Origin of the sequence: Albidovulum sp., assembly GCF_049646345.1 — a bacterium.
In the GTDB taxonomy this organism is placed as follows: Bacteria; Pseudomonadota; Alphaproteobacteria; order Rhodobacterales; family Rhodobacteraceae; genus Albidovulum.
Genome location: NZ_JBARVQ010000588.1, coordinates 1 through 2,067 on the forward strand (window position 1 = coordinate 1; position 2,067 = coordinate 2,067).

3 protein-coding genes and 1 pseudogene are annotated in these 2,067 nt (G+C 60.8%); 1 reads left to right on the forward strand and 3 read right to left on the reverse strand.

Annotated elements, in window-relative coordinates; all coding sequences use genetic code 11:
• Positions 1-241: pseudogene (gene fliI / locus WBB85_RS15330) on the forward strand (flagellum-specific ATP synthase FliI); the annotation flags it as partial.
• Positions 242-296: 55 nt separating this feature from the next.
• Here fliI and WBB85_RS15335 read toward each other — a convergent pair.
• From WBB85_RS15335 to flaF, 3 genes are read right to left on the reverse strand one after another with little or no spacing between them, the layout of a single operon-like run.
• The gene (locus WBB85_RS15335) at positions 297-1,121 is read right to left on the reverse strand and encodes a DUF1217 domain-containing protein (protein ID WP_432639471.1); all 825 of its coding nucleotides are present in this window, start codon (positions 1,119-1,121) and stop codon (positions 297-299) included.
• Positions 1,118-1,522 carry a flagellar biosynthesis repressor FlbT gene (gene flbT / locus WBB85_RS15340; RefSeq protein ID WP_432639472.1) on the reverse strand — a complete coding sequence of 135 codons (405 nt, stop codon included), beginning with the start codon at positions 1,520-1,522 and terminating at the stop codon, positions 1,118-1,120. Before flbT ends, WBB85_RS15335 begins: the two co-directional genes overlap by 4 nt.
• A complete protein-coding gene (gene flaF, locus WBB85_RS15345) occupies positions 1,519-1,893 on the reverse strand; it encodes a flagellar biosynthesis regulator FlaF (protein WP_432639473.1) in 375 nt (124 codons plus the stop codon). Before flaF ends, flbT begins: the two co-directional genes overlap by 4 nt.
• Positions 1,894-2,067 lie beyond the last annotated feature (174 nt).

Sequence of the window (2,067 nt, forward strand, 5' to 3'; positions counted from 1 at the left end):
ATCCGAGGCCGAGAATGCGCTGATAGCACGGGCGCGGCGGCTGCTTGGTGCCTATGACCGGGCCGAAATGATGATTCAGGCGGGCCTCTATGTGAAAGGCTCCGATCCGCTCATCGATGCAGCGATACGGGTCTGGCCCGCGCTCGATGCTTTTCTGGCCGAGGACGAGCCGGACGGTACAGCTGCAAGTTTTGCCCGTCTGTCCACGATACTGGCCGCTGCCGGTGATCCCGGCGGTTGACAGTCAGGGCCAAGGCCCCCCGTCGGAATTCAGGCATCGATCCGGACCCCGGGTGTCAGATCAGCCGGGAAAGCAACCCACCGCGATTGGCTGCTGTTTGCAAGAGGGTCAGTGCCGCGGAGGATGACGAATAACCCGCACCGACCTGCGTTTCGGACCGCAGCAGAAAGAGCCGGACAAGATCCTCGACTTTTTCAGGGTCCGAGAAGTCGGAGATGTCGTTTATGCCCAAAAAACTTTCAGCCTTGTCCTTGAAGGTTACAAGCTGCCGGTCGATGTCGACCGCCGCGAAGGCCGGCGGCAGACCGAGGGCGGTCTGAAAGACTTCGCGAAGTGGTGGCGAACCAAGCACGGTGAACCATTTCGCATCCGCAGACAGATCGCGACCGGCAAGGACTGCCAATTCGCGTTCGGCATTCATCGCCAGCCGCATCTGGTCGTTTGAATTGCCGACCGCCTCCTCGAACTGGCGGGTCTTGTACGAAGCAAGGATCTTGTCGGCGAAATCCGACAACTGGGTGCGGGGGATGGCGAAATCGCCAAAGCCGAAGGCCTTGGAGAGTTCCAGATAGCGTTTGTCCGAAAGCTTGTTGCCCAGCGCATCGGTATCGAGCGTTCCATCCTCCAGCACCTTGCGGATGAAATACTTGTTGTTGATATCGTCCGAGAGGCCAAAGGCACCTAGCGCAACGGACAAAAGCCGACGATCCGCCACCAGATCTTCGGCTGTCTGGATCGTGCCGATCTTTTCGCGAAAGTAGGCATCGTCACGCTGAATCTGATTGCTGGCGACAAATGCTTCTTTCTGTGCGTCGCGCGTGCGGGCCAGAAATTTCCAGCCCGCATACCCGCCGAACGGCACGACCGGCGAATAGGTCATGACCCCGAGGCGGCAAGAAGCCGGGCTTCGCGTGGCAAGAGCGCCCGCAGCGCCTTCATGGCCTGATAGAACTGCTCTTCCACGACCGCCGCAGTTGCTGCGTTGAGTTGCGCCCGGCTGTCGGCATCGGTCAGCGCCTGACTGAGCTGCTCGATCCCGCGCATGATCTGGTGGCGTGCTTCCTTGGGGTCGGCGTCCCCCGACAGGACGAGCTGGGCGATGTAGCACACCCGGCGCACCGGCGTGTTGACCTCTTCGGGATGGATCGCATCGCGCAGGCGAAGGATGTTGGCATTCGGCGTCATGATCGCCAGACGCGACCGCTTGTCGCCGTTTTCGATCACCGCACCATTGATCAGCACACGTTCGCGCGGCGCGAGTTTCAGGACCAGTCCGGTCATGCTGCTTCCCCCTCGTGTCGTAACCCCCGCATGACAGCCATATTGACGTCGACCAGAACCTCTGCATCCGCCTCACCGGCAAGAATGCGGCGGGTTTGGTGGACGGTAAATTCGGCCAGATAGAAAATCTGGGCCCGCAAATCCTGTGGCAGGCCGTTGGTTTTGGTCGCCACATCTGCAGCGAGTGCGTTCCAAAGGGCGCGGTTGTCGTGCAGTGCACTTACGAGGGCGTTGAAGTCGCCCCCTGTCCGCGCTGCCGATTTCAGGCGATGCGTGACCCTGGCAAAGACTTCGTATTCGGTTCCGCGTTCCGTGCGGGTGGGAATGGCGGCTGTGGCATAGGCCGTTTTGGCCAGAAATTGAGCGTTCACTTGGATACCTTCCGATGACGGTTGTCGTCACAACGCGGCTTTGCCGCGGGAAAGCCAGGGCGCTCGAAAGCGCCCCGGCGCCACTCGTTAACGGAACAGCGACAGGATGTTCTGCGGCGCCTGGTTGGCGATCGACAGCGACTGGATACCCAGCTGCTGCTGCACCTGAAGCGC